Annotated in this window: 23 protein-coding genes and 1 pseudogene; 5 read left to right on the forward strand and 19 right to left on the reverse strand. The window is 41.7% G+C overall.

Annotated elements, in window-relative coordinates:
* Nucleotides 1–15: 15 nt before the first annotated feature.
* The 10 genes and pseudogenes from ACYVNW_RS12070 to ACYVNW_RS12115 form a co-directional block, all read right to left on the reverse strand.
* Nucleotides 16–3,117: a SusC/RagA family TonB-linked outer membrane protein gene (locus tag ACYVNW_RS12070; RefSeq protein ID WP_460680122.1), complete on the reverse strand. Its 3,102-nt coding sequence runs from the start codon at nucleotides 3,115–3,117 to the stop codon at nucleotides 16–18.
* Between the two features lie 1,617 nt (nucleotides 3,118–4,734).
* A pseudogene (locus ACYVNW_RS12075) lies at nucleotides 4,735–5,889 on the reverse strand (7TMR-DISM family protein); the annotation flags it as partial.
* A gap of 464 nt (nucleotides 5,890–6,353) precedes the next feature.
* Nucleotides 6,354–6,812, reverse strand: a complete 459-nt coding sequence (locus tag ACYVNW_RS12080; protein WP_460680123.1) for a QcrA and Rieske domain-containing protein — start codon at nucleotides 6,810–6,812, stop codon at nucleotides 6,354–6,356.
* A 28-nt stretch (nucleotides 6,813–6,840) separates the two neighbouring features.
* A complete protein-coding gene (locus ACYVNW_RS12085; RefSeq protein ID WP_460680124.1) occupies nucleotides 6,841–7,812 on the reverse strand; it encodes a DUF5777 family beta-barrel protein in 972 nt (323 codons plus the stop codon).
* Between the two features lie 32 nt (nucleotides 7,813–7,844).
* Nucleotides 7,845–8,390: a YceI family protein gene (locus ACYVNW_RS12090; protein WP_460680125.1), complete on the reverse strand. Its 546-nt coding sequence runs from the start codon at nucleotides 8,388–8,390 to the stop codon at nucleotides 7,845–7,847.
* 4 nt (nucleotides 8,391–8,394) lie between these two features.
* Nucleotides 8,395–9,765, reverse strand: coding sequence for a hypothetical protein (locus ACYVNW_RS12095; protein ID WP_460680126.1), 1,371 nt, complete (start codon nucleotides 9,763–9,765; stop codon nucleotides 8,395–8,397).
* On the reverse strand, nucleotides 9,762–10,397 hold the full coding sequence (locus ACYVNW_RS12100) for an RNA polymerase sigma factor (protein ID WP_460680127.1): 636 nt from the start codon (nucleotides 10,395–10,397) through the stop codon (nucleotides 9,762–9,764). Before ACYVNW_RS12100 ends, ACYVNW_RS12095 begins: the two co-directional genes overlap by 4 nt.
* 140 nt (nucleotides 10,398–10,537) lie before the next feature.
* On the reverse strand, nucleotides 10,538–11,437 hold the full coding sequence (locus ACYVNW_RS12105) for a hypothetical protein (protein WP_460680128.1): 900 nt from the start codon (nucleotides 11,435–11,437) through the stop codon (nucleotides 10,538–10,540).
* Nucleotides 11,438–11,875: 438 nt separating this feature from the next.
* Complete coding sequence (locus tag ACYVNW_RS12110) at nucleotides 11,876–12,814, reverse strand: bifunctional helix-turn-helix transcriptional regulator/GNAT family N-acetyltransferase (protein WP_460680129.1); 939 nt, start codon at nucleotides 12,812–12,814, stop codon at nucleotides 11,876–11,878.
* Between the two features lie 182 nt (nucleotides 12,815–12,996).
* Nucleotides 12,997–14,133, reverse strand: coding sequence for an alkene reductase (locus tag ACYVNW_RS12115; RefSeq protein ID WP_460680130.1), 1,137 nt, complete (start codon nucleotides 14,131–14,133; stop codon nucleotides 12,997–12,999).
* A 131-nt stretch (nucleotides 14,134–14,264) separates the two neighbouring features.
* Here ACYVNW_RS12115 and ACYVNW_RS12120 point away from each other — a divergent pair, with 131 nt between their 5' ends.
* A complete protein-coding gene (locus tag ACYVNW_RS12120) occupies nucleotides 14,265–14,687 on the forward strand; it encodes a winged helix-turn-helix transcriptional regulator (RefSeq protein WP_460680131.1) in 423 nt (140 codons plus the stop codon).
* Between the two features lie 43 nt (nucleotides 14,688–14,730).
* Here ACYVNW_RS12120 and ACYVNW_RS12125 read toward each other — a convergent pair whose 3' ends face one another.
* Together ACYVNW_RS12125 and ACYVNW_RS12130 are read right to left on the reverse strand one after the other, a co-directional pair.
* Complete coding sequence (locus tag ACYVNW_RS12125; RefSeq protein ID WP_460680132.1) at nucleotides 14,731–15,426, reverse strand: response regulator transcription factor; 696 nt, start codon at nucleotides 15,424–15,426, stop codon at nucleotides 14,731–14,733.
* Nucleotides 15,423–16,769 (reverse strand): sensor histidine kinase, encoded by a 1,347-nt coding sequence (locus tag ACYVNW_RS12130; RefSeq protein WP_460680133.1) that lies wholly within the window; start codon nucleotides 16,767–16,769, stop codon nucleotides 15,423–15,425. The genes ACYVNW_RS12125 and ACYVNW_RS12130 overlap by 4 nt, the downstream gene beginning before the upstream one ends.
* A gap of 124 nt (nucleotides 16,770–16,893) precedes the next feature.
* Here ACYVNW_RS12130 and ACYVNW_RS12135 point away from each other — a divergent pair, with 124 nt between their 5' ends.
* Complete coding sequence (locus ACYVNW_RS12135; protein WP_460680134.1) at nucleotides 16,894–17,565, forward strand: peroxiredoxin family protein; 672 nt, start codon at nucleotides 16,894–16,896, stop codon at nucleotides 17,563–17,565.
* A 71-nt stretch (nucleotides 17,566–17,636) separates the two neighbouring features.
* The gene (locus ACYVNW_RS12140; RefSeq protein ID WP_460680135.1) at nucleotides 17,637–18,161 is read left to right on the forward strand and encodes a 2,4'-dihydroxyacetophenone dioxygenase family protein; all 525 of its coding nucleotides are present in this window, start codon (nucleotides 17,637–17,639) and stop codon (nucleotides 18,159–18,161) included.
* A gap of 95 nt (nucleotides 18,162–18,256) precedes the next feature.
* Here ACYVNW_RS12140 and ACYVNW_RS12145 read toward each other — a convergent pair whose 3' ends face one another.
* From ACYVNW_RS12145 to ACYVNW_RS12165, 5 genes are all read right to left on the reverse strand, one after another.
* Entirely contained in the window at nucleotides 18,257–19,024 is a 768-nt protein-coding gene (locus tag ACYVNW_RS12145; protein ID WP_460680136.1) for a LytR/AlgR family response regulator transcription factor, read from the reverse strand.
* Nucleotides 19,005–20,048 carry a sensor histidine kinase gene (locus tag ACYVNW_RS12150; RefSeq protein ID WP_460680137.1) on the reverse strand — a complete coding sequence of 348 codons (1,044 nt, stop codon included), beginning with the start codon at nucleotides 20,046–20,048 and terminating at the stop codon, nucleotides 19,005–19,007. Before ACYVNW_RS12150 ends, ACYVNW_RS12145 begins: the two co-directional genes overlap by 20 nt.
* Nucleotides 20,045–20,524: a hypothetical protein gene (locus ACYVNW_RS12155; RefSeq protein ID WP_460680138.1), complete on the reverse strand. Its 480-nt coding sequence runs from the start codon at nucleotides 20,522–20,524 to the stop codon at nucleotides 20,045–20,047. The genes ACYVNW_RS12150 and ACYVNW_RS12155 overlap by 4 nt, the downstream gene beginning before the upstream one ends.
* A 2-nt stretch (nucleotides 20,525–20,526) precedes the next feature.
* Nucleotides 20,527–21,456, reverse strand: coding sequence for a heme-binding domain-containing protein (locus ACYVNW_RS12160; protein WP_460680139.1), 930 nt, complete (start codon nucleotides 21,454–21,456; stop codon nucleotides 20,527–20,529).
* A gap of 137 nt (nucleotides 21,457–21,593) precedes the next feature.
* Complete coding sequence (locus ACYVNW_RS12165) at nucleotides 21,594–22,031, reverse strand: winged helix-turn-helix transcriptional regulator (protein ID WP_460680140.1); 438 nt, start codon at nucleotides 22,029–22,031, stop codon at nucleotides 21,594–21,596.
* Nucleotides 22,032–22,140: 109 nt separating this feature from the next.
* Here ACYVNW_RS12165 and ACYVNW_RS12170 point away from each other — a divergent pair, with 109 nt between their 5' ends.
* A complete protein-coding gene (locus ACYVNW_RS12170; protein ID WP_460680141.1) occupies nucleotides 22,141–22,887 on the forward strand; it encodes an SDR family oxidoreductase in 747 nt (248 codons plus the stop codon).
* Nucleotides 22,888–22,991: 104 nt separating this feature from the next.
* Nucleotides 22,992–23,942: a polysaccharide deacetylase family protein gene (locus ACYVNW_RS12175; protein WP_460680142.1), complete on the forward strand. Its 951-nt coding sequence runs from the start codon at nucleotides 22,992–22,994 to the stop codon at nucleotides 23,940–23,942.
* Between the two features lie 130 nt (nucleotides 23,943–24,072).
* On the opposite strand, the gene ACYVNW_RS12180 is transcribed toward ACYVNW_RS12175, so the two are convergent.
* Both ACYVNW_RS12180 and ACYVNW_RS12185 read right to left on the reverse strand, forming a co-directional pair.
* Nucleotides 24,073–24,960, reverse strand: coding sequence for a LysR substrate-binding domain-containing protein (locus ACYVNW_RS12180; RefSeq protein ID WP_460680143.1), 888 nt, complete (start codon nucleotides 24,958–24,960; stop codon nucleotides 24,073–24,075).
* Between the two features lie 47 nt (nucleotides 24,961–25,007).
* On the reverse strand, nucleotides 25,008–25,931 hold the full coding sequence (locus ACYVNW_RS12185; RefSeq protein ID WP_460680144.1) for a molybdate ABC transporter substrate-binding protein: 924 nt from the start codon (nucleotides 25,929–25,931) through the stop codon (nucleotides 25,008–25,010).
* Between the last annotated feature and the right edge of the window lie 25 nt (nucleotides 25,932–25,956).

Raw genomic sequence — 25,956 nt, forward strand, 5'->3', positions numbered from 1 at the left:
TAGTTTAAGTGATACTTAGAAGGTAGCGTTGATACCTGCCGAAATATAACGTGGGGTTGGCCCTGAGTTTTCCGGATCCCAATAGTTCCAGCCTGTGGCTACGTAAGCATTGTTTGCATTGGCATACACCTTTAAATTTTGCATATGCAGGCGCGTTACCAAGCTCTTTGGCAAATTGTAAGCAATCGATACTGTATTTAAGCGTACAAATGATGATTTGCGCCAGATATTATAAGATGTGCCACTTGAACCGGAATTTAAACGGGCAAAATCGTTAATCGGGTTGTCAGCTGTCCAGTATGGATATACATATGAGCTTTGGCGCTGATTGCCCACACTGCCGGGATTGTTTTTTGCCTGATTAAATTGCCTTAACTGACCCAAACTTGACACCAGTAAGAACGAAAAATCAAAGTTTTTCAGGAAATGGAAATCATTGCGTAAAGACCAGTTGTAACGTGGATTAGTGTAGCCTAAAAATTGCTTATCATCATTGGTGTATTTGTACTGGTTAGGGCCGGTGTTTACTACTTTTTCCAGTTTGAAATCGCCTGGGGTAGCACCGTAAAGTGCAGCCTGTGCTTTTTCATCGGTTTGCCATACACCCAGTACTTTGTAATCCCATACCACGTTAATATCGCGGCCGATAAACCAGTTATTTGCCGGATCATCTGCTTCTGTTGTAATGGTATTGCCATTGGCATCAGTAGTAGTTCTTGTTCCATACAGATGCACCAATTTATTGCGGTTAAAGAAAAAGTTTGCAGTGGTACTCCAGCTAAAATTACTGCTTTGAATATTTTTGCTGGTAAGAGTAAGTTCCAGTCCGTTATTATCTAACTGCCCGATGTTTGAGATGAAATTAGATTGAAAATATCCTTGTACACTCGAAAGACTACGATTTACCAGTAAGTCGGTAGTTTTCTTGTGATAAACATCTATACTACCGGTAAGTCGGTTATTTAACATAACCAAATCCAATCCAAGGTTAAATGAAGCAGTTTGCTCCCACTTTAAATTTGGATTTGGGATATTATTTACTACAATCGTGTTACCTGCAGTTGCAACCCCACTACCATTAATAACAGGATATTTACCTGTGTTTAAAAGAGGAAGAGCTACAGTGGGGTTATAAGTACCGTCAGATTGCAAATCGCGGTTACCATTAACGCCATAGCTCAGGCGAAGTTTACCATAATTAAGCCAGTTGAAGTATTTACTTTCTTTTGCAAAATTTTCATCGGTAAATACCCAGCCCAATGCTACGGCCGGGAAGGTCGCGTAAGGATGATTTTGACCAAATGCCGAGTAACCATCTCGCCTTACTGATGCAGTAAGCAAATAACGCCCTAATAATGAATAATTGACCCGAGCCATTAATGCATTAGCAGTAACAAGGCGGTCATCACTACTTACAGTAGGCAATATACCGGCACCAATGTTATGATAGCTCAAATCTGCCGTTGGGCTGAAGCCCTGATTACCATCGCTGGTATACCATGATTGGTATTTCTCTTGCTCTGCTAACAAGGTAACATCAATGTTGTGAATACCAATAGTTTTGTTCCAGGTAACCAAATGGTCAATGGTATATTTATACCTGTTTTCCATGGAGCGGGTAGCCGAGCCGCCAGGGATGGTTACATTAGGATTAGCCGGAGAATTGAAGTAGAAATTGCGGTAAAACTCCAAATCGGGCGAATAATTCAGTTGATACTGAATTCCTAATGGTAATTTCACTTTAGCATACAAGTTAGCAAATAATGTATTTTGCACGGCCATTTGCTGGTTGTAGTAATTATCCAGAAAGGGGTTACGGGCATTTAAACCATTATCATCTGTAGGTATACGCCTTAAACTTCCATCGGCTTTGTAAAAATCACCGTAAGGCGAGTTGTTCACAATCTGTGTCCAGTCGGCCTCAATTGCACCTTCATTTCTCGAGGCAAACTGAGAACTAATACCCAAAGTTAAAAACTTAGAGGCTTTACCTTCCAGGTTTACCCGTACGCGGTAGTTTTCATATTGCCCGCCTTCAATTAAGTTCTGATTTTTAACGTAGTTACCAGACATGTAATAATTCATGGTTTCGTTACGGCCGGATAAACTGATGGTATAATCCTGACGCAAGCCATTACGAAATACTTTATCGGCCCAGTCAATGGTATTACCGGCAAAGTAATTAGCCCGTTCGTTACCTACCAAACCCAAACGGGTCAGCCATTGGTCAACAGGATCGCCGGTGGCTCCGGTTAGTGCCAGCCATTGTGCAACGGTTACACCTGCCGGCAACTGGCGCGGATCTGTAAATTGATAGCTGGGCAAACTGGTGTTGTTAGCGCGTTGCACATCAGCCCGCCAGTTTAAAAAGCCTTGCGGGTCATAAACCTTTTGCTGCCTTTCCAGTTGTGCAATACCAGTGTTGGCATTAAACGTAATGGTCGGCGTCCCGTTAACCGAGCTGCCTTTCTTGGTGGTAATTGCCACTACGCCTGCTGCAGATTTAGAACCATATACGGCTAAAGCACTTGCATCTTTTAACACGTCAATAGTTTCAATATCATTTGGGTTTATGTCTGCAAGTTGCCCTTGGTAAAACACACCGTCTAACACTATCAACGGAGTTGTATTGGCAGTGAGTGAAGTTTTACCCCTCACCAAAAGATCACCGCTACCGCCTCCTTTTGGTGAGGTATTCATGGCTACGTTAATACCCGGAATATTACCTTTCAAAATATCAGTAACACTGGCAGGGTTTTCATTCTCCAGTTGCGTTGCTTTAACGCTGGAAATTGCACCGGTAACGTCGCGCTTTTGCCGGGTACCGTAGCCTATCACTACTACATCACTGAGTTGCTTTCCATCATCTTTTAAAACAACGTTAATTGTTGTCTGATTATTAACTGGTATTTGAACTGTGTTATAGCTAACACTGGAAAAGCTTAAAACGCTGTTAGCAGCTGCTGTGATGGTATAGTTACCGCTAATGTCTGTAGCTACCCCACGTGGCGTACCCACCACCCGAACGCTGGCACCGGGAACTCCCAGCCCCTTGTTATCTTTTACAGTTCCCTTAATAACACGATCCTGACCTAACGCGAGGAAGGTACAGGTCATGAGTATTGAAATAAGTAGAGTAATTTTTTTTCTCATAATATAGTTTAAGAATTAATAGAATTTACTTGCAGCCCTAGTAAAGGCGGCTCTCATTTGTTAAATGCTGAAGCGAGCATTACAGGCCATCGGTACTGCTGCTACCGCCAGGTAGTGATTATACTGCATAATTATTCCCCTTATAATTTAACTGAGCAGCGCTCAACAACAGGAAAATTTAAGCTATGCATTTAATCAAGGCAGCGGCCCGCGAGAGGTAATGCCGATGTTATTGAATAATGATTTGTGTTTTCATCTTCTTCAAAAATTAGGGTTAAAAACTTTGTTAATTAAAATTGGTGCCCTAAAGATAAAGCGGTTCTAAGCAAAAAACAAAGGTATAATTTTACATAAACTACTGAATATTAGTTATTTATGAAATTTTTGTTGCGGTTTATGCACAAGATAACAATCATCAAAAAGTGGCATTTAACAGCAGGCAGCCCATATTTTCTGATATGTAAAAAACGGGGTGTTACACTTCAATAACAAGAAGTTACATTTGAAAAAAAATTTGAAAAATTAGCTCAGTGAGCCTCTGAGAAGCATTAATGCACAGCAATATCTAAGGGAAGGCGTTCTGATAACCTGCAAAACGCATAGCTGCCCGAAGCATTAGAAATGCTCCGGGCACTTAAATAAGAAAGAGACAGGTAATTTTGACGAAACCTTGGTTACGGAGTTAATGCGGATCGGGTATTTATCCGAGTAAACGCCTCGCTGCATTCACATTCAGGAATAAGTATGAGATGAATACAGTTAATAGCTAAACAAAACGAACAGCAAATAAATCGCCTAAGCATTTACAGCCTTGGCAGATGATTTCTTATCTATCACCAATGAAATCCATCCTTCTTTCTGGTTATGCTTTCTGAAGCCCTTTTGCTCTTCCATAGCGCGCTTTACACGAATGGCATAAGCCCAACAGGTGCTTGCACGCAAGCTCAGTTTCTCAGACAACTGGCGGGCCGAAATACTTCCCTTACTATGATACATCAGGTATACCAGATAAAAGGCTTTTACAATAGGTATGCGCGTGTTATGAAAAATGGTGTTTAACATCACCGATTCTTCGTAAGTACATTTGGTACACCGGCGACTGTATGGAACCCGACCGTTACAGTAATTTGTATGATTACATTTTAAACAGCTATAACCCTGTTTCCATTTTAATTCGGCCAAAAATTTATAACAATGTTCTGTATCCGGGTACTTTGCACTAAAATCTTCATAACTCATTTCAGTTAAAAGCACCCGCGCATCATTTACTTTCTCAATTTTTGTTTGAAGCTGTACATTATCCTGAGCTAATAGTACATTCATCCGGCTAATCTCAGCTGCCTGTAGGGCTAACTGCTCATTAACATGAAGCAAATCCTCGTTTTGCCGGGCAATGGTGGCTAAATTTTCCTGAATTTCTTCTGATTGTAAAGTCAGCTTGCGGGTGCGATCCTGTACCTGTTTTTCTAATTCCCGGTTTACCGAGTCCTTCAAATCCACATTGATCTTCATTTGCTGAATCACTTCTTCCTGCGCCAAATCTTTATCTTTTCTAAGTATACGAACCTGGTCGCCGATAGAGAAGGAAAGAAAAACCATTTCGAAAACGAAACTGATGGTCAGACTGTAATGAGCCTGCCAAAAAGGAAGCGAGCGCCCCAAACCCAATACATATATACCCTTAATTACTACGCCAATAAACAAAAAGGTATACCCTACTATAAAGAACCTGGCTGGCTTGAAACCATTTCTATACATGGTTATACCTGTATAAAAGGCAATAGCTAAAGGTATAAAATCAATAAACTTGAGCATGAACAAGCTATTGTTGAAGCAAAAACAATACACAAAAAATACAGTTCGTGCAGCAATAGTGAAGTTGATTAGGCGGTACAAACCCAAATTGCGCTGCTTTACCTGAAGAAGCTGTTTGGTGAAAACCAAAGCGAATAAACTAATGCTATATAATGCTACGCCAAACACATAATCATTCAGCAACGGTGCATTTGGCCATAAATATTGAAAACCGATACCATCAACACTCATTTCGTAAACGCCTACGCTTACAATATACATTACATAATACAAGTACTGCAAACGCCTGACGGCAAAGTACATAAGTATGTTATGCAGGCAAAAAATGAGTATCATACCATAAAACACGCCAAATGATATATATTCGGCAAGCGTATAGTACACAAACCGTTTAAGGCTACGGTAAACCATAATTACATTTACCGGATATTTTGATTTTATCCGGAAGTAATACGTACGTTCCCCTTCGGAAAAATTATTGATAATAAACTCAAAATTTTTGTGCGCCAGTATGCGTTGCCCGAAAGGGATACTCTCCCCGGCAACAATCTGCTGGTAATTACCGGCAGCATCTGGCATATAAGCCGTAATTTGATCTGTAGTTTGATCAAAAAACTCAATCACACTACTGGCGGAAGGAAGCGGCTGGTGAAACCTGATTTTAATTTTATACCAGTAATACGATGCTTGCTGAACATTTTTAGGATAAAACCCGGTGTTAGGTTTAAATCGCACATCAAAATTGGGGCTTGCTACTTGCTTTATATCATATATTCCCTTAGTGTCTTGAAAACATAGAATTTCCTTTCTGATAAAAATGTGTTCAAGCGAATCACCGGTGATGTTAATTGATTTCTGAGCAATAACCAATTGCGTACTGAACAACAGCACAATCACATATATTAATTTACTGATCTGCATTAACGGAATAAGTATAACTGGCTTTGCACTGTTAAAATAACTGGTGCAGTTGTTTGCGCGATAATAAAAACCTAAAAAGTATTTTTTTTTGAATAACTGTTATAGCGACAAGTGTTGCTATGCAAATTATCGAGAAATATAATACTTTTTAAAGAAATATTTTATCTTGATTGGTATTAATTTATGTTACACAATGCATATACCTTGATGCTGAAACCTCAACACTCATGTCAGGCATGCTCCATAATACAACTGTATGACACAACCTACATTCAGAGTAAATGGATTAATGTATTTAATTATTGTATTACCGTAAATCCATTATTAAAAGCTCTTTTAATGATGCCGGTATAACTAATTATTTAATTAAAAAAAGCAACTCCATTTATGAATTGCTTTTTTATTGCCTTCAGGCAGTGTCCTGATGTTACTTTAGTACTACATTTTTAAAATGGGTGTCATCATTAGGCAGTAACCGTTAAATTGTTGCCTGTAATATTTACTTTATACTCTTTAAGCGCTATAGCGGCCGGGCCCTGTAACACAGCGCCATGTGTATCAAACTGGCTGCCATGCGCCGGGCATACAAATTTACCCTGCGCGGTATTCCACCCTATAGAAACGCCCTGATGTGTGCAGGCTGCCTGTACAGCAGTAAAGGCGGTGGCAGTGCTGCCCTGGCTTAATCGCACCAATATAATACCGTTAGCAATTTTAAATTCACCTGCATTCTTGAGCTCACTGCTTAAATCTGCATCTAACAAACTATTCCCATTGCTGCCACCGTTGTTGCCTGTTCCGGTACCACCTTCGGGTATAGGGTCGTCTTGCTTAGGCATACTACCGCAAGAAGCTATACTGCAACCTGCGCACACCGCGGCTAAACTGATACCCAACTGGGTTAAAAATTCTTTTCTTTCCATTGTGTTATAAGTGTTGGTAATGAAAATTCTATTTATAAGTTCCCTTGTGCTTATGGTTCATATCAAATACGCGGGAAATGGTAAAGCCCAGGCGGTACTGCCCTTTAGTCCATTTTGATTCCGTATCGCTCAGGTAATTGATCGGATTAATGGCCTGTGCATTGCTCAGGTTCAGGGTAAATACGTGCCCGCCAGTTTCCATTTCGATACCTATACCTGAGGGATCATAAAATTTAGGGCTGTTGCTATGACGGCGGAATTCGGAGAACGGATGTGCATAATCTACTACTACGCCCATGTGCTTGGTGACCTTGAAGCGCCCGGCTGCAGAAAGCGAAAAGATGTTTTGCTCGTTACCCTGTATATAAGGAAAAGGTAAATTATTCCTCAGAAACGAAGGAGCTACCTCAGCAGAAAACCGGGAGGAAAACTTTCGTGAAAATATGGCCTGATAGAAGTAAGACAGGCGGTTACTGTAATCATCAAATACATTGGTGTTTACTTTGTAGGGCTTTAAGCCTACATCGGCCAGTACCGTTAAAGTAAACGGCATACTGTTATCTGTCTTTTGCTGCAACAGATTATACTTTAAGCCCAAATCAAGCAATTGTTCAAATTTACTCCGGCCAAAGTTTATATCTAAACGGTCGGTGAGGCCGTATTCGAATCCGATATAAATGTCTGACGAGTTATCTAAACCCCAGAAGGTTTTACCGCCGCCATCCCTGCCGGCAATGTCGCCAAACCGGTGAATCACCATAAAATTTAATGTATTTTTCTTATTGGTTTCAGTGGTAGGCGTTAAAATCAGGCGGGTAGATTTAAAAGCTGCCTGCACTGGTTCTTTGTCATCATCGCCGGCCAGGGCATTCATCAGCGAATCGGCAGAAGCTACGGAACCGGTATCGGTTTGCATAATGGCCGGCCGGTTGGTTCTTTGCTGTGCATTTACCAATGTACAAGCCAGCAGCAGGGCAAATAAAATAAAATAGGGTTTCATAAAAATTGTTGATCAGTAAGGCAAGGGTTAAGCTATTTTTTGTAAACTGTGTAAGTAGCAGCTACTTCCACTTGTATAGTTTCTGCTATTTTTTCAAACACCAGCTTCGGTATCTCAATGTTATGGTCTTTGCATTTCACCATAAAAGTTGAATTCATACTCACCACACCATTATTCACCATGATTTTGCCCGAAATACTACGGTTTTGTTTAACGCCATGCACTTCAAGTACACCTGTAGCCGTAACCGGGTAAGTGCCATTTTTAGTTACATCTACTTTCTGCTGAATTTTGCCACGGAAAGATGCCTGCGGAAACTTGTCGCTTTCCATATAATTCTCGTTGAAATGTTCCTGCATTAATGACTTTTGAAAAACGAGGGAACGAATGGGCACATTGAAAGCCAGGTCGCCCGTAGCGGCATTAAATACCGAGGTGCCTTTGGTGGTAATCGCATCAATATCTTCTAAAGGTGCCTTTGAATAAATACTGATTTTAGCATTTTTACAGACATAGGTTTCCTGCCCGGCCTGGATCATCCCGATCCAAGTCAGTAAAATTAAAGCGATATGTTTCATGTTTTTACTTGGGTTTGGCCGAACTCAGGTTCCAGCTAAAGCCTACGGCAACGCCTGCAGACTGCAGATTGACCTGTTCCTGCCCGATTTGAGTAATAGGTAATTTTAAATATGGCTGTATCAGCAATTTTAAATTAGGACTTACCTGTTGTTGATAAGTGGTATTCAAGTTAAGTACCCCCAAAACGTGTTGGTTTTTGTTTGCGATATCAAGCTCACGCACCGAGTTATCGGCATAATTAAAGCTGTAATGCTCGGTAAGCATAAAGTAAGATGACAAACCTGCACCTGCGCTAAAACTGCGCTTTGCATTACCTGATACCTGGTAATTTACATTTACCGGAATATCGAGCACGGTACAGTTTGCCATTACACCCGTTAAAGGGTTAACAGGAGCTGTAGCACTCAATGCAGCCGGCCTGGCCACGGCAAGCGTTCTTACAGCCAATTGATTACCTGCATGTGTTACAGCAGTTGTACCGGCCCCTGGCGCAGCGGCTATACCCGCCGCACTGGCCGAAGCAAAATACTGCGACAATAAGCTGCTTTGGTTAGCACCGATACGATAAGGCTTATACGCATAAGTGGCCCCTGTAGTAATGCTCCAGCGGCTGGAAATATGAGCCGATACCTGTAGCCCTGCATTACCACCCAGTTTACTTCCGCCACCCGGACCTGCTTTATTTACATCAGGCGCTGTTAATAGCGCTGCAGTGAGTAATGCCCGCCCTCTCAGCTTTGGCGTGGGCTCATCATGCGCGGCAGCCAGCCAAGCCAGGTCATCCGGTGTGTTAGCTGTAATTACACTGCTTTTAACCACATTTACCGGGTTAACCAAAGTTGTAAAAGGCTGGTGTTCCTTAATTCTTGTTAAGCCGGTAACAGATAACGGTTCAGTTCCTAAAATTGAATTAACCGGTAGATAAGCGGTTCCGGCTGACACAGCTAAACCATCTTCACGCAAGGCGCTGTCAGCAATTAGCCCTTTGTATGACCTATGCTGCGCAGTGTGTGCTGATTTAGCAGAAGATGTGTACGTTAATCCTTCAGTTGTAGCCGGATTAAGTTGATCATCTGGTTGCTCAGTTTTTACGTCAGGTTTCACTTTCGGTTGATGAACTTTAACCAGTGGATGATTAGGCTTAGTACTTGTGTCATTATACCAGTTTAAACCGAAGAAAAGCAACAGCAGTGCTGCAATACTTCCTGATACCCAGTACAGCCAGATAATTCCCCGCTTTTTATCTTCCTTTTTATCCAGTAATGCTTCCATGGCATCCCAATCCTCCTCACGGAAGTTAGCAGGTTTGCCCTCAGCACCGGTTAAACCGTTTCTGAAAAGCTGATCTATTTTATTATGGTCAGGCTTTTTCATTTAAACGGATTGCTGTGATTAAAAAAAGTAACTTTTAAATTTAGTGGATGCACGGCCACAATAGGGTTTGAGGCATTACCTGATATCCCTTTGGGCAGTTCATCTGCCGCTGTAATCATCTGCTTTAGTTTTTCTCTGGCTTTAAATAAATTTGATTTAGAGGTACCTGTACTGATTTGTAATAACTCCCCGATCTCTTCGTGCGAATAGCCTTCAATGGCATATAAATTAAATACCGTACGGTAGGCTTGCGGCAACTGCTGCACCATGGCCAGCAGGTCATCATACTGCAACTTCCTGTCCGGAAAATCATCGTTACCAATTTGCTCCGCAGTTTCAATGTCTTCAGAAAAAGCCATCCGCAAATTGCTCCGGTAATAATCAATGGCGGTATTCATCATTATCCTGCCCAACCAGGCTTTAAAGGGCTTGCCAGAGTCATATTTATCCAGATGCGTAAACACCTTCAAATATCCCTGGTTCATTACCTCTGCAGCTTCGTAACGGTTGTTGGTATACCGCAGGCAAATACCCATAGCAAAGCCGTAAAATGTTTGGTATAACATTTTCTGATCTTTTCTTTGCTGCTTTAAGCAGCCGGCTATCAGTTCAGGTATAGCTGCTTCTTCCATAGGCCCCGGAGCTACTGCTTCAGATCAATTTGTGTTGTTTAATTGTATCACGTTATCAAACGGGCAAAGGTTGCCTCTATAGTAAAATTTATTTTCAGGTGTAATGCTGTTGCCGCCCTGCATTACACCTGATAGCCGATTTAAAGCGCGGCAGCAGTAGCGGCGTTATTCACTGGCCAGGCGCCAGGTCCTACACTCACCCCCTTATTGTTTCCTCTTACCCCGTTATCTGCGCCAAACATATACAATGGCCAGCCTTTATAGGTTAGCTGCGTTTTACCGAATACGGTAATTGTACCAAAATCAGCCTGATTGAGTATAGATGGTACGCGGCTTACACCGGTCACCTCATTAATAGGCCATACCGCGTTGTTGCTTAAATCGGCTTTGGTAAAGTTATTGGTTTTTGCTTTATCATTTTTAAAATGATACAATGTACGGCCATAAGCATCAGTAATGTATTGCACTACCTCAGTACCCTGTACGTACTGGCTGGTATAGTTGGCGCCATCGGCACCCACCAATTGCTTATTTACCAGCATTACGGTATAGTCGGGCTTGGCCACAAACCAGGTTTTACCACTGCCTTCGCCATTTACATCACCGGCTTTGCTGTCGCCTGCAAAGGTGTATAGCGGCCAGCCTTTGTAGGTAGTTTGCTTGCTGCCGTCGGCACGGGTAATGGTACCAAAATCGGTAGCGGTGAGGCCGCTGGCCAAAGTAAGTGATGCATCATAGAATGTTGGCCATGCAGTAGAGCAACCGCCATTACAACCCGACTGCCCATCGGCATCTATAGCAAAAAAGTAAAGTGTACGGCCATCTTTATTGGTAAGTATGCTACCCAGAGTTGGATCAGTAGCCAGTTTGATTGAGGTGGTTCCGGTAGTAGAAGTTCCACCGCCTGTTCCGGTGGTGGGTGTGCCGGTGTTGTAACCATTATCAGGAGTTGTGCCTGTGCTATCTTTTTTACAAGCCGAAAAAGCAGCCATGCATGCCAGCAGTGCAAAACCTGCGGCTTTGCGTAAATTCATTTTCATAATAGTGTTGTTGTAAGTTAAACCTTAATTTTTTACATTAAATATTAGCTTGCTGGCCAGCGTATTAAAATTCAATGCGGTTGTAAGACTGAAAGCAACGATGATTTACTTTTATTAAAAACAGAACTGCCAATACTGCTTTACTTAGCAGCAACATCCAATATATGGTGTCTGTAACGGTAAGCAGATGCGGGTAATTCATTTCTTAACACTAATCGGTTGATTTCATTTACACCAACAACACGTACTCAATTATTGAAAGGTTGCCTCTATTATAAAATAAATTTAAAAAGGAAAAGTAGCCCTTATACATTGGAGTATCCGCAGGTGTTCACCTTGTTGGGCTACAAGGGTAATAATAGTAATTTTCAGGAGGTTAAGTAGGCGCCAGCAAAGCCACATGCCCTGCAGACGCCTGTCACTATTTTTAATGGTTAATTACTTGGAGTCGGTTAAATCAAGATCGTAGCGTTCTTCACGAAGCATTTTGCCCCATTGTTCCATTTCTACAGATGTAGTTGGCCGGAAACCTGCTTTTTTATACATGGCAATAGCCTTTTGCTGCACATCAGTAGTTAACAGGTAAACATTGTCAAATTGCTGCTCGCGGCAATGCGTAAGTGCGGTAGTAAGTAAATGTTTACCTACACCGGTTCCTCTGAACACGGGATGTACCAGAAACCACCTGAGCTGCGCCTCATTATCTGGCTTGGATAAAATGGCAATGCAGCCAACAATCTGATCATTATAAGTAGCCAGCCATATTTTGTCTTTCTGGATATTATAATGTTCCAGAAAATCGTAAAAAGTTTTGACTACATATCCTTCAAACTCCTGCGAATAGCCGGATTCTCGTGCATATAGTATACCATGCAAATAAATCAGATACCCAACATCGCCTGGTTTCAAGCCCTCTCTGTAAGTTACCTGATGGGCAAGTACTGTGTTGTTATAATCTGAGGATAATAAGTTTTCAACCGTTCTCATGGAACTAACCAGCATTCCTGCTTCATCGGCTGACAGTTTTTTTAGAAAGTCTTCTATTTGCATGTCTGATTTCCCTTGCAGATCATTCAATAAACGGAAACCCTGATCGGTAAGACTGATGTGATAAACCCGTGAATCTTCCGTCGAGGGGGTTCGCATTATCACACCGTCATTGCTAAACATTTTAATAATCTTACTCAAATACCCTTTATCCAATCCCAATAAAGCCCCCAGCTTTTGGGATGATACCGGTTGATGTAAACCAATTTCGAATAAAATGCGGGCTTCGGCTAACGAATACGGTCCATCTAAAATATGCTCGTTAAGCAAGCCTAAATGTGAAGTGTAAAATCTGTTGAAGCGCCTTATTTGCTCTATTTGCTTTTTCATAAAAGCAAATATAAGCTAAAGTTGATAATTGTCAACAATAAATGTTGACAATTATCAACTTTAGCTTATATCTTACCTCTTTTTTACAAATAACAGTTACACAATCAACCCCAAAAACAATGCCCTTACTCTATTTTTGGTAAAGTCATTGTCTCACTCTTATTGATAGAATAAATTTATTTTTATGAGACAAAAATACTTTCATCTATTGCTTTCGGGTAATCAGTATAACCACTTTCGCCACCGGTATAATAAGTTTCACGGTTGCTTTCTGATAAAGGCAAGTGATACATAAAGCGTTCTACAAGGTCAGGATTGGCAATAAACGGTATACCAAAAGAAACCAAGTCTGCATTGCCTTCTTCTAATATTTGATTTGCGCTCTCTTGGGTGAAACCCAGATTAGCCATCAGGCGGCCGTTATAGTTCCTGCGAAAATGACTGAAGTAATTATCCAGCAGTACCTCCCACGGTGTTCCGGATAAATCATCCGCAGGGCCCGCAATGTGCAGGTAAGCAAGATTGTAGTCGTTCAATTTTTTAAGAATGTATTGATACATTGGGATGGTTTCTTCATCAGGTGTAACAATACCCACACTACTGATAGCCACCGGGGTAAATTTGATTGCAACGCGGGTACTATCCCAAACCTCTGTAATGGCGTCCAATATCTCGAATACAATTCGGGCACGGTTTTCTATACTACCACCATATTCATCGGTACGATGGTTTACAGCCAGGCTAAGAAATTGAGGAATCAGCATTCCGGATTGTGCATGCACCTCAACACCGTCAAAGCCGGCTGCTTTGGCATTTTGAGCAGCTTGCTTGTAATCCTGTACGGTCTGTTTAATTTCAGCAACAGTCATTTCCCGCGGTGTAAGTGTTTCTTTAAACCCCTCTGGCGTAAATGATCTGGCTTGGGGATTAATGGCCGAGGGCCCTGCAGGAAGTTCGCCGTTAAGATGGTCAGGATGAGAGGCCGATCCGATGTGACCTAATTGAGAAAAAATCAGGCCGCCTTTGTCATGTACCGCCTGGGTTACCAGTTTCCAGCCATCAACCTGTTCTTGGGTGTAAATGCCCGGCACATTAATAAAGCCTATAGATTTTGAGTTTACCCAGGTACCTTCACTTAAAATTAATCCCGCCGATGCCCGCTGGGCGTAGTACTCAGCCATTAAAGGGGTAGGCACTAAGCCTGCATTGGTGGCTCTTCCACGAGTCATAGACGCCATAACCACCCTATTTTTTAATTTTAAATCTCCTAATTGATATTCCGCTAACAGCGGGTGTGCTATATTTTCCATGATTTGCATTTATTTTAATACAAACTTCCGGTATGTACGGCAGGCAAACAATATAGGATAAACTTATGTCATAGGGATAAATTTATCCCCTATAACGATTTGAGGGGCAATGCTTAATTTTGTGTAAGAAAGGCATAATTATGTACGAAAGAAAGATTCCGTTAGCTATTGATTGCGGCTTGCATTTAACTAAGGAAGTGCTGAACGGCAAATGGAAACCAGCACTGCTTAACGCCATCTCTATGGATATTAAGCGGCCAAGCGAAATTTTGCGTCTTTTACCGGGCGCTACCCGCCGTGTGCTAAACGTACAACTTAAAGAACTTGAGGAGCACGGTATGGTGCAGAAAAAAATCTATCCGCAATTACCGCCTAAGGTAGAGTATTCATTAACTGAAATAGGATGGTCATTAATGCCCATTATTGATGCAATGAACCAATGGGGCGATACACACCGTGAGTTTCTGGAATCCGTCATCACACAGGATCCAAGAACGACACAAACTTCAAAATCAGTGTGCCAGGTTTATCGCCAAATGAAGGTGGACCGGAAAATTGGATAAGGTCATTAAGGATATCAGCCCGGCATCAAAGGGCTGGGCCAAATTAAACTTCTGCTAATTTATACCCTTGCCCCCGGATACTTTGGATAACCAGCGAGGGTTCAGTTTTGAGAAATTTGCGCAACCGGGTAATGTAAACATCCATACTGCGGGCATTGAACCGGTTATCTTCGCCCCAAATTTTCAGTAAGGCCATTCTACGGTCCAATAACCTGTTTTTATTTTGCAGCAACAGCAGTAACAGATCGGCTTCACGCTGTGATAATACAGCGGTTCCCTCTGTACCAGAAACTTCCAGGCGCTGGTAATTGAACTGCAGCCGCCCTAACGGATGAATTACCGGCTGTGCCGGGCTTTCTTCCTGATGATCGTTTCGCCGCAATAATGCTTTAATGCGCAAAATCAACTCTTCCATGCTGAAAGGCTTCTTCATATAATCATCTGCACCCAGTTCCAGCCCTTTAAGTACATCTTCTGTTTGTGTTCTTGCGGTGAGAAAGATCAGCGGTACCCGCTTATCTACCATACGGATATCTCTGACCAAGGCAAAACCATCCTTTTTAGGTAACATTACATCAATTACGCATAGCGCAGGCTTCAATTCATTAAATAAACTCCAGCCTTCAACACCGTTAGCGGCCAAAGCAACCTCGAAATCCCGGCTTTCCAGCGATTCTTTGATGATGGATGCTAATACAGGTTCATCTTCAATTAATAATATCTGCGGTTTACTTATCATAAAGGAAAAGTGATGATAAAGGTAGTACCCTGGCCTGTTTTACTTTTCACTTTTATTTTTCCTTTTAAAGACTCAACCAAGCCTTTTACCTGGCTTAATCCCAATCCATACCCCTTTACATCATGCAGGTCGCCGTTATTTACCCTGTAATATTTATCAAAAATGTAAGGCAGATCTTCGGCATTAATGCCTGTTCCTGTATCACTTACCATCAGTTGCCAGCTATCAGCCTTAATTGCCGCTTTTACAGCTACTGATGCCGCAGAGCCAGCATACTTTAATGCATTATCCACTAAATTACTTAAAATGGTTTCTATCTTGTCAGGGTCTGTTCTCACTTGTTTATTCTGATCCGGGCAAATCATTTCAATTGGAGTATCTTCAATGAGTTGAAAGCGTTGGACGAGGTTGCTAATAAGCACACAGATGTCAACCTCTTGAATTGGTTTCACATCCGGATGATGCTTAATCAGGCTGATATCCATAATTCGTTCAATCTCGCTTTCTAATTTATTGATAATGTCTGAATTGATATCGGTATACCGGGTAAGCTTTTGAGGGTCAGCGGCTACATTGAAACTGGCAATGGCCTCGTTAGAGGAACGAAGTATGGTTAACGGCGTTCTGAGTTCGTGCGTAATATTGCTGATAAAATCATTTTTAAGCCGGTCAAGTTTTAGTTGCCGCCTGATGATAACTCCCATATACCACAAGCTGCCTGCCGAAAGCAAAATCAATAAAAGAGAGACTGAAGCCGGTAGCAGGTTGTGCCGAAGCAGCCACCGGCTACTGTCTAATTTCGCAGCAATAATTATCGGTGATTTATAAAAATCTATTCTGGAGGCTACTTCGCCCGGCCTGATCCCCAGTGGCTTGCTCCTGGATGCTAACGATACGGGTATGTTTATACCACTGTTCCCTAGCTCCCTGGTATAAATACCGGTTAATACCTTTAAATCAAACGGCTTATGCAACTGCTGTGTCATCAGCCTGGCAATTAAAGCTTTTACATAAGGCACATGCTGCTTATCAATGGCAACCGTACTAAATTCAGCGTTAAATATCCGTTTATGCTTTGGCGTATCGAGATCAAAAGCCTCAACGCTGGGCGTAGTACGCATAAACACGGTAAGCGAAGGCTTTTTATAATTAAGCGAAGTCGGCAGTTCAATTTGTTGCGATTGATATGACGCTATACTTTTCTCTAAAGCATGTACAGCAGTTGCATGGAAGGTACGCTCAGTATTACTGTAATTATAATACAACCAGTATAGCTGAAACAGCACAATACTGCATACCGTAAGGGTGGCGATGATAAGCGTAAACTGTAGTTTTTGCTTCACTGTAGAACAAAGATAAATTAATTACATGCACGAGCCTTTCGTATTAACACTGGTTAACACTAAACCCTCGTGCGTTAACATTTACCAATGCCAGCACCACTAATTTTGTCGGAAAAAAGTGCTAATGAAAAAATATTTAAGCAGCATTATGCTTCTCGCTCTTTCGCTATCGGTGCGTGCCCAGCAGACTAATCAGGTTCAATACAAGCTGCCGGATGGCAAAATCGTAAGTGAACATCAATTGGACAGCGTAAATAAAGCCTGGGGTAGCCGGGGCTTTTTAATGAACCATAATACAGCACATCCTGAAATAGTGGTTATTTCACCCATGACGGATGAATATCTTAAAGAAAGGGCAGAACAAGACGCGACCTTAAAATTGCTTTTGAATAAACCAGCTCCTGATTTTACTTTAACCGACGTAAAAGGCAAACAGTGGAAGCTTTCTGCATTAAAAGGCAAGACGGTTGTGCTTAACTTTTGGTTTACTACATGTACAGGTTGTGTACAAGAAATGCCTGAACTCAATAAGTTAGAAAAAAGCTATACAAACAACAATGTTGTGTTTTTGGCACCGGGCCTTGACGATGCAAAAGCCATAAACCACTTTCTTAAAAATCACCCATTTAACTATACGCTGCTACCAAAAGCTAAAACAGTGAGCGAGCTATATCATGTCAACACTTATCCTACTTCAATGGTGATCGATCCGGAAGGGATAATCCGGTTTCAGCAGGTTGGCGGTAAAAACATTGAAGACGCGCTTTCAGCAGCTATAAATAAATTTAATCACTAATAGAATTTATAAACCCGGGCAAGCGCAGGTATTGAAGCAATATTCAATGGCAGGCCCATAATAACACAAATATGCCAGTTCAACAATTCGGTTTTTTTACAGACGGTTTATTACCAGGGCAGCGCCAGGTAACCGACTATACAGTAGACACTAATTTAGATGATGAACGCCTTTGGGTGCCCTTCGGGCCGGGCGTTGCTTTTCAGCCCTGCCAGTTTAATTTGAGCAATGGTGGGTTTATCGTCATCCTGCGCGCTGACCCAGGTGCGCAAATGCCACCACATTTTCATTCAACTTCGGTAATTGGCTACACCTTAAGAGGTAATTGGCATTACCTGGAACATGAGTGGGCGGCTAAACCAGGTACATTTATTTACGAACCCGCCGGCGAGGCTCATACTTTGGTAGTAGAACCAACAGCAAAAGAACCTGCGATGATTCTATTTGTGGTTACCGGAGGCTTTATTTATATAGACCAAGTTACCAACGGCAGTATGCTGGCCTATGATGACGGCTTTACCATTTTAGACATTGCGCGCAAGCATTATCAGGCAGTGGGATTAGATCCGGCTCTGCTTGATGCAATGATCAGATAATAAGCGAGGTGCCCGCATTAACTACAATCGGACGGTTGTAGTTGATACGGGCACCTCTGTTTTTTCATTTTACAGTGAACAGGCATCGCCACAAGTTAGCGTTCTTCCAACCACTGCAAAAAGGAGGACGTTTTATCTTTACCAACTAGAAGCTTTTCTTCCGTTTCTACTATAAGTTTAACAAGCAGTTTGCGGGCAAAGTAGTGCTCTACTTCTTTAATAGCTTTAAAGCTGATAAGGTACTGCCGGTTAAGTTTAAAAAAGCTTTTGGGATCTAACTGGTTTGTAGTTTCGTCAAGCGACTGATTAAGCGTAAACATTTCGCCTTCAAAAGTTACCAGAGTAGTTTGCTCATTTCTTACAAAAAAGTAAGCAATATGAGTTACAGCAACCGTGGTGTATTTGCCGTATTTGTATACCAGAAAGCTTTGCTTACCTATGCCCGCTTGATTGATTTGAAGCAATTGCCTGATCATTTCTGATGGCACCTGCTTACTTCCGATGGCGTTACTGATTTTTTCCAATTTTGTAAAAGCTGCTTTAATTGCATCTTCAGAAAACGGTTTTAAAATATAAGCTATACCGTTAGCCCTGAAAGCTTCGAGAGCGTATTCATCAAAGGCGGTACAAAAGATAACCGGTACATCTATTTCTATTTTCTCAAAAATTTCGAACGATAATCCATCAGCAAGCTGAATATCCATAAAAATCAAATCGGGTGAAGGATGTGATGACAGGTATTCAACAGTTGATGACACCCGCTGTAATGGTCCGGCTATATGGCTATCTGGTTTGATAGAGGCAATGAGCCTGATCAACGCCCTTGCAGTCTTTAATTCATCTTCAACAACCAGGATATTCATTTACCGGAAGCTTTATGGTGAAAGAATGGCCGTCTGATATGACCTCTATTGGCTGGCCTGTTAAGTGCAGGTAACGCTGATTAATATTTTCCAGGCCAATTTTTGTAGAAGGCTCAGGAATACTTTTAGGCTGCAGATTGTTTTGTACCACCAGCCAGTTACCTAACGAGGTCAGTTTAATATTCAAAGGTTGGTCTATAGATATGATATTGTGTTTAACTGCATTTTCAACCAATAGTTGCAAGGTAAAAACAGGAATCATCATCTTTTGGTGCTCGGGCGAAATATCTATACACAAAGAAACACCATCTTCAAACCTTGCTTGTATAAGATAAAAATAGGCTTTCAGCATCTTGAGTTCCTCTTGCATCGGCACAACGTTCTTTTGGCGGCTCTCCAATGAAAAACGGTAAAAGTCTGATAACTTTACAATAAAATCGGCCGAGTTGTCATCGCCCATTTCCACCATTGATTTCAAAGTATTCAGGCTATTGAATAAAAAATGAGGGTTCACCTGTTGTTTCAACAACTCATACCGGGCTTCGAGATGATCGGCTTTGGTACGCTCCAGTTCTATGGCAATTACCCTGTTAATATAACTTTGATACAGCAGGTATAAGAACATGTATATAGTAAGGTTAATTAAAACGCCCCTGAATTGGTACATGAGTATCATGGAGCCAATCAAGCGGTCATTGAACATTAACTGGTTTACTATTACCAGTATTCCCATCACCAAGAACCCCAGCAGCAAACTTCTGATGAGCCTTGCGCCAAAAAAGCGGGTTGTAATGGCTTGATTTGCATATTTAGGCAAGGTATACAGGTTATAAAACCACACATACAACGAATAAAAAAAGGCAATGATGCAGTCAGCAATTACCTCGCCTAAGCTTACCTGCAACTGCAAAATTTTTGGAATGGAAGCTAAAATGCCCATAAACAGGGCTGATAGCCAGATTACCTTCTGCGAAATGATAAATGCCCTTGAATTTTCTCCTTGTATGTACCTTCCAAAAATCATGGTGTGATTGATGCCTTTTGCAATAGTATATATCTAATCCGGTCTGTATTTCCGGTAGTATCTGCAAATTTAACCAAATCCTGGCCAGAAAATTTCTGATATTGATAAGCCGGAGCATTATCCTTACCGGTTAGTGTTAAAGTTTCGGCCGAAACCAGGTTACCTGGTATACGTGCGCCAAACCAGTGTTCATCATTCTGCTGCTGCCAGGTTACCAAAGTAAATGATTCGCCGGGCGCTTCAATCCTGGGAGCAGCACTTGCAGCCATATATGCTTTATTATTGCCGTACAGCAAACAGGTGGTATGGTTCCTGTTGTTAATAAAGGTGGTAATTACTTTTTGGTGCAGTTCAGATAACTTGAAAGTTTGCGGCAATGATGCCTTTTGATTTATCAACTGATCAGGATCTGTTGATGATTTGCAACCTACCCATATAAAAATGGCACTGACGAGTAAAAGAAATATCGGCTTCATAATTAATTTTTGATTGGAAAGGTGAACACCAGATCATTTGCCTGCATAGGTTTATGGCAGTTAATACACTCAGTGGTAAACATTACATCTTTGCCATATGGCTTCAGTTTAGGTGTTTTAAACCTTGCAAAGCCCCAACCGTTGGTTGATCTGTATTTTTCAGTATTTTTAATCATAAATTCCACCTGCTTAAATGCACCCGTAGTCACGTTTCCATGGCTATCCTCTATTTTATCCCACGCGGCTTTAGCAAAAACAGCCCCGTTTGGCCATGGGTTAATATGATGTTCTTTAACAGCTTTTATGGCAATATCATTTCCATATATTACACGCATGGTTCCGTTATCAAACCGGTCAGAGGTACTGATTACCTGCCAGTTCTTATAGTCGGGGATGTAGGTAATGCCATTTAAAGCAACGGGCGGTTGCGGTGGCAACTTTACTGAGGCTGCCCGCAGTTGCTTGTTCCGCGTATTTATTTTTGCGGTATCATTGGGCATTTCATGTACCATTCCCGTCAGGTAATTTTTCAGTATGCTGAGATCCTGCATGGAAATTTTGGCATCAGTGTGCACAAATGCGTAGCTTTTTATTGGCATCGCACCTTGCTCAATTTGGTTGACGGCTTCCCAAAGTTTCCCTTTTCTGTCTGCCGGCGATAGCTTGTCCCAGTTCGAGAAATTTAAGCCTTTCCGCCCTTCGCGCACGTGCTCGGCTACCTGCCAGTATACAGGTTGTATCTTATCATACCAGCGTAAATGCGTTTGGTTGGAGTGGCAGTCGTAGCAGGCTTTTACCAATATCGCCTTAACGTTGGCCGGCGCCTGCAAATCTCCTGTTACCGGCGGATGATCAATATGCGGCCGGAAAAATTGTAAGCCAACAAGCATCACAAATACTACTGCTCCCGAAATTAAAAGAAACTTTTTCATGCTCGTTTTATAAATTCCCGGTAGCTAATTACCACATTCATCTGCTTGCAGAAAACAAAAATGCCGTGTACACGGCATTTTTGTTGTTGAGCGCGGCATTTTGCGGCTTCAAAGTAGCTGTAAATTTATCTTGATAGCTATTCAGGTTCGCTATCCGGCGCCTTTGCTATAGCTCGTTCCCTTGCCCGTTGTGTATAGTAGGCAATTGTACTCTCTTTTTCATTCTTTAATTTTTCAATGAGATTTTCTGCACCCGGAGGATTGTATTTCGAACCCCAGATCATCAGTTCGACAATGGCCGGAATCAAGTCAATACCTTTTTCGGTAAGGCTATAAATAAATTTGTTTTTCTTTTCAAGTGAAACGGTAGATTTAATGAACCCGTTCGCTTGTAACAACTTAAGCCGGTCGGCAAGAATGTTGGTAGCTATCTTCTCTTCAGAAGTTAAAAACTCCCCATAAGTAGCTTTGTTAGTGAATATCAAATCTCTTAATATTAACAATACCCATTTGTCGCCTATATAATCTAATGAGTATGATACCGGACAATTTGATCGCTGCTGAATTTCTTTCATGACATTAATATGTTAAATTATACTTGCAAATAGCAAGTATAATATCTTACCTTTGTTTACTTGCAAATCGCAAGCAAATTTAAGAATAATAATTTAAAAAATAGAAATCATGAACATTACAAAGAAAACAGTATTGATAACCGGCGGCGGTTCAGGAATTGGTTATGCAACAGCAAAACTTTTAAGCGAAAAAGGCAACAGAGTAATTATCTCTGGCCGTAATGCTGAAAAATTAGACAAAGCAGCCAAAGAATTAGGTATTGAGTACATTGTTAGTGATGTTACCGATGCGGATTCGGTTAAAAGTCTGGTTGCAAAGCTGGAAGCTAATTACAGTGACCTGAGCGTACTGATTAATAATGCCGGAGTAGGATTCGTTTATAAGCTGGGCGAAGGCGCCAATGCCGTTGATAAATCAAGGCAGGAATTTGAAACCAACTATTTTGCCCCGGTTCGGCTGATTGAAGCGCTGTTGCCACTGTTTAAAAAACAGCCCGAAGCAGCTATAGTGAATATTACTTCCAATGTAGCGTTCCATCCGCTGGTGGTTTTACCTACCTATTCTGATGCAAAGACAGCTCTGCATTCGCATTCTGTAGCTCTGCGTTTAACGCTTTCAACAGATACCAACATCAAAATTTTTGAGGTAATGCCTTCACTTATCAACACTGATGCTACCAAAGGTATGGGTGGAGAGCAGTATGGCTTGCCACCGGCAGTAGCAGCTGAGGATATTTACAATGGCATCCTGGAAGACCGGTATGAAATATTTGTTGGTGAGGCCGGCCGGCAATATGCTGATTATTTCGCCGACCCAAAAGCAGCCATTGCCAACTTTAACAAAGGCCTTTATTAATCTGCAGATTAAAGTCAACGCTGTTCGTGTTCAAGAACAGCGTTGCTTGATAAGCGTTCATTTCAATCAAATTTATATCAGATACACTCGTAAACATTACCGTTATGACAGACAGAAGAAGTTTCATTAAGCAAACCGGCCTGCTATCAGCAGCTGGTATTATTGGTGCAAATCATATAGCGATGGCTGAAAAGACAGATAAAACTACCTATACACCCGCACGATCAAAATGGGCAGACGGCTCAAGGCTGGTAGTTTCTGCTACCATGCTGTTTGAGGCAGGCGGCCAGCCGGATAACGCACCAAGCCCTTTTCCTCCCAATATGAAACCGGGTTATAAAGATTTACCAGCAACCACCTGGTATGAATATGGATATAAAGAAGGTATACCGCGCATGCTGGATAACTGGGACAAATTAGGCATCAAGGTTACTTCACACATGGTGGGTTCCGCTGTATTAAGAAACCCGGCTTTGGCTAAAGAAATTGTGGACCGCGGCCATGAAGCCTCGGGCCATGGCATGACCTGGAAAGATGAATACGACATGTCTTATGAGGAAGAGAAAAAATTCATCAAAGAGGGATTGGACACGATTAAAAAAATAACCGGAAAAACAGCGGTTGGTTACAATGCTAACTTTTTGCGCCGTAGTGAAAACACCCTAAAAATTTTACAGGAATTGGGGTGCATTTACCACATTGATGACCTGAGCCGCGACGAGCCCTTCATCATCAAGGTGAACCAAAAAGATTTTGCGGTGGTTCCATATACCATACGCAATAATGATTTGGGCATGATTGATTTATGGAACTTTTCGCCCGACCAGTTTATCACACAGGTGAAAATGGATTTCGACCAGCTTTACGAAGAGTCGGCAACACGGCGCAGACAACTTTCCGTAACATTTCATGACCGGGTTAGCGGCACACCGCAGATGGTTAGAGCTGCAACGGAACTGATCAAGTATATGCAGAAGCATCCTGGTGTTGCTTTTAAACGCAAAGATGAAATTGCTGAGATGACACTTAAAGATCCTACAAGCATCCGTGAGTAAAGATGCGGGGAATGATTAAGAGGCTGTATGCAGCCTCTTTTTGCACGCAACCTTACTGTTATGACTCCTTATTTATATGAAGGTTACCCCCGAATACAGTACGCACCTTTAATTCTACCGCAAGTGTAGTTTAATGTTTAGAAGCAAACCGAACAAACAATTCAGCTAAAGGCAGAGGATGCCCTTGTAACTGAATAAAATTAAAAGCTCTGGTAATAGAAAGGCCTTTTACATCTACAATACGGCACTCGCCGGATCTGAGTTCTCTAACAATGGCATGAACAGATAAAAATGCCAGGCAGTTACTGTTTAACAGGTATAATTTTATGCTTTCGGTACTGCCTAACTGCATTTCCACTTGTAAATCTGACAGCCGTATACCCTGCTGCTTCAACTCATAAACTATAAAATCCAATGTACCTGAACCATGCTCGCGAAGCACTATCGGATAATTTTTCAGTTCCTCAAGCTTTAATGTTTCCTTTTTAAGTTTAACATTTATTGTGCGGCTCACCAATACCAATTCATCATCTGCAAACTTTTGATAATTAATTTGCGGTTGCCGTGCCCTGCCCTCAATTATACCTAAATCTATTTCTTTATTAATTAAGGCTTCTTCTATCTGCTCGGAATTCCCTGTGGTCAGCACCACTTTCACGTCGTTAAACTTATGATGAAATGCTGCCAAAACAGATGGAAGTATGTATTGCGCAATTGTAGTGCTGGCACCTATACGTAGTGTACCGCTATGCTGGTTACGCACAGCATTCATATCAAATTCAAGCTCTTTGTAAGTTTGCCATAACTGATCTGCATAGCTGAGCAACGTTTGCCCGGCTGGCGTAAGACTAACCTTCCGGTTACCGCTTCGCTCAATAAGCGAAGTTTTGTAGTGGAGCTCCAATTCACGTATATGTTTAGTTACTGCAGGTTGCGTAATATGGAGCTCTTCGGCGGCCCTGGTAAAACTGAGCCGCTTGGCAACTGTATGAAAGACCTGCAATCTGAAATCAAACATTCTGTAGTGCTTTAGCTAATTTAGTATTAAGGTTTCTTTCTAAGCTATTACTCTGTAATGAACCCATATTTTTTATAGATAGCTTTTGCTTGTGCGCTTACCAAAAAGTTCATAAAATCTTTCGCAGCTTGTTTGTGCGGCGCTGCTTTCATCAGTCCGGCAACATACTGTGCCTGTATGTTTTCACTTTCAGGTATTTCTATTAGTTCTACCGGATGATTAACCATTTTCTGGTAATACGCTTCTGTATACCATACCGGCGCAGCATCGCTTTCATTATACAAAATACGCATAGGCGTTTCCCGGTGATGAATTTGTGTTAAGTAAGTAGTACTATCTTTTACCTTGGTTTGCATAATGGCGCGATCGAGCTCTTCTCCACCGACTTTACGGTAGGCTTCTTCAATGCGCTGCCCTACGCCCTCCCAGGCAGGGTTTGGCATACTTACCCGAACATCGCTACGCCCTAAATCTTTCAAGCCCTTTATGTTTTTAGGATTATCTTTTCTGGTCATGATAGCCAGCCGGTTTTTAGCATATAGCTTAGTTTCGGTAAAATATTCAGGCATCTGATCAATTTTGCTTTTCCCGGCAGTGTAAACATCGGGTTTAAGGGTAATGCGCATATTACCTATTACTATACTGCCGTTTTTAATTTGTTTGGCCAGTATGCCCGGCGGCAGGGTTTCGGAAAATACGCGCTGATACTGAGGATAGTTCTTCTTAAAAGCACCTATCAGTTCGTCAATGCACATAAATTGGTTACCGGCGAAGAATACAACCAACTGCGGGTCATTAATATCGCCAAAAAGGTCTGGTACGTTATCAACGCCGTATACGGTAAATTGTACTTTGCTTTCAGGCGGCGTGTTCCACGGCGGGTCGAAACGATGGCTTTGTGCCTGAGCAGCAGACCCCGCCAGTACAACAACGCTTAATGCCGTAAACAATGCTTTTTTTGAAAATAACATGATTAGTGGTTATTGAGTAAAACTT

This window comes from Mucilaginibacter koreensis (assembly GCF_054783355.1).

What these genes read in the sequence shown, in the direction of transcription:
- ACYVNW_RS12175 (WP_460680142.1), top strand. Translation starts at nt 22,992, where the DNA reads ATGACAGACAGAAGAAGTTTCATTAAGCAAACCGGCCTGCTATCAGCA.
- ACYVNW_RS12160 (WP_460680139.1), bottom strand. Translation starts at nt 21,456, where the DNA reads ATGAAAAAGTTTCTTTTAATTTCGGGAGCAGTAGTATTTGTGATGCTT.
- ACYVNW_RS12080 (WP_460680123.1), bottom strand. Translation starts at nt 6,812, where the DNA reads ATGGAAAGAAAAGAATTTTTAACCCAGTTGGGTATCAGTTTAGCCGCG.
- ACYVNW_RS12165 (WP_460680140.1), bottom strand. Translation starts at nt 22,031, where the DNA reads ATGAAAGAAATTCAGCAGCGATCAAATTGTCCGGTATCATACTCATTA.
- ACYVNW_RS12185 (WP_460680144.1), bottom strand. Translation starts at nt 25,931, where the DNA reads ATGTTATTTTCAAAAAAAGCATTGTTTACGGCATTAAGCGTTGTTGTA.
- ACYVNW_RS12105 (WP_460680128.1), bottom strand. Translation starts at nt 11,437, where the DNA reads ATGAAAATGAATTTACGCAAAGCCGCAGGTTTTGCACTGCTGGCATGC.
- ACYVNW_RS12145 (WP_460680136.1), bottom strand. Translation starts at nt 19,024, where the DNA reads ATGAATATCCTGGTTGTTGAAGATGAATTAAAGACTGCAAGGGCGTTG.
- ACYVNW_RS12120 (WP_460680131.1), top strand. Translation starts at nt 14,265, where the DNA reads ATGTACGAAAGAAAGATTCCGTTAGCTATTGATTGCGGCTTGCATTTA.
- ACYVNW_RS12085 (WP_460680124.1), bottom strand. Translation starts at nt 7,812, where the DNA reads ATGAAACCCTATTTTATTTTATTTGCCCTGCTGCTGGCTTGTACATTG.
- ACYVNW_RS12150 (WP_460680137.1), bottom strand. Translation starts at nt 20,048, where the DNA reads ATGATTTTTGGAAGGTACATACAAGGAGAAAATTCAAGGGCATTTATC.
- ACYVNW_RS12170 (WP_460680141.1), top strand. Translation starts at nt 22,141, where the DNA reads ATGAACATTACAAAGAAAACAGTATTGATAACCGGCGGCGGTTCAGGA.
- ACYVNW_RS12135 (WP_460680134.1), top strand. Translation starts at nt 16,894, where the DNA reads ATGAAAAAATATTTAAGCAGCATTATGCTTCTCGCTCTTTCGCTATCG.
- ACYVNW_RS12090 (WP_460680125.1), bottom strand. Translation starts at nt 8,390, where the DNA reads ATGAAACATATCGCTTTAATTTTACTGACTTGGATCGGGATGATCCAG.
- ACYVNW_RS12140 (WP_460680135.1), top strand. Translation starts at nt 17,637, where the DNA reads ATGCCAGTTCAACAATTCGGTTTTTTTACAGACGGTTTATTACCAGGG.
- ACYVNW_RS12155 (WP_460680138.1), bottom strand. Translation starts at nt 20,524, where the DNA reads ATGAAGCCGATATTTCTTTTACTCGTCAGTGCCATTTTTATATGGGTA.
- ACYVNW_RS12070 (WP_460680122.1), bottom strand. Translation starts at nt 3,117, where the DNA reads ATGACCTGTACCTTCCTCGCGTTAGGTCAGGATCGTGTTATTAAGGGA.
- ACYVNW_RS12125 (WP_460680132.1), bottom strand. Translation starts at nt 15,426, where the DNA reads ATGATAAGTAAACCGCAGATATTATTAATTGAAGATGAACCTGTATTA.
- ACYVNW_RS12115 (WP_460680130.1), bottom strand. Translation starts at nt 14,133, where the DNA reads ATGCAAATCATGGAAAATATAGCACACCCGCTGTTAGCGGAATATCAA.
- ACYVNW_RS12180 (WP_460680143.1), bottom strand. Translation starts at nt 24,960, where the DNA reads ATGTTTGATTTCAGATTGCAGGTCTTTCATACAGTTGCCAAGCGGCTC.
- ACYVNW_RS12095 (WP_460680126.1), bottom strand. Translation starts at nt 9,765, where the DNA reads ATGAAAAAGCCTGACCATAATAAAATAGATCAGCTTTTCAGAAACGGT.
- ACYVNW_RS12100 (WP_460680127.1), bottom strand. Translation starts at nt 10,397, where the DNA reads ATGGAAGAAGCAGCTATACCTGAACTGATAGCCGGCTGCTTAAAGCAG.
- ACYVNW_RS12110 (WP_460680129.1), bottom strand. Translation starts at nt 12,814, where the DNA reads ATGAAAAAGCAAATAGAGCAAATAAGGCGCTTCAACAGATTTTACACT.